Source organism: Achromobacter sp. DMS1 (assembly GCF_001270295.1).
Genome location: NZ_LHSJ01000356.1, coordinates 1 through 474, shown reverse-complemented (window position 1 = coordinate 474; position 474 = coordinate 1). Strand labels below are relative to the sequence as shown.

At 68.6% G+C, this 474-nt stretch carries 1 protein-coding gene; it reads left to right on the top strand.

What is annotated here, in order from left to right; all coding sequences use genetic code 11:
* The coding region (locus AD428_RS24070; RefSeq protein WP_255352299.1) for a tripartite tricarboxylate transporter substrate-binding protein at positions 1-332 on the top strand (332 nt) is incomplete at its 5' end.
* Between the last annotated feature and the right edge of the window lie 142 nt (positions 333-474).

The window sequence follows — 474 nt, the reverse complement described above, 5'->3', positions numbered from 1 at the left end:
GCAAATTGCGCGCCCTGGCCATTGCCAGTGCCCGTCCTTCGCCGATTGCGCCGGACCTGCCCACCGTGGCCGAGGCCGCTGGCATTCCGGGTTTCTCGGCCGAGCCCTGGAACGGCGTGCTGGCGCCCGCGGGCCTGCCTGCCGACGTCACGCAGCGGCTCAACGCGGCGATAAACCGGGCCATGAGCGCGCCGCAGGCTCGCGAGGTCCTGCGGAAGCTGGGACAGTTTCCGCTGACCGGCTCGCCCCGGGACTTCGCCGATCATATCCGCAGCCAGACCGAGCGCTGGGCGGAGGTTATTGAAACCAGTCATATTCCCAAGGCGGACTGATCATGCAATATCCGGAATTGCTTCTCTTTATCGACGGTCAGTGGACCGCCGGCCGGAGTCAGGCCGCCCTGGACGTGCAGGACCCGGCCACGCAGGAGGTGCTGGGCCGGCTGCCAGCGGCTGCGCCGGTGGACGTCGAGCG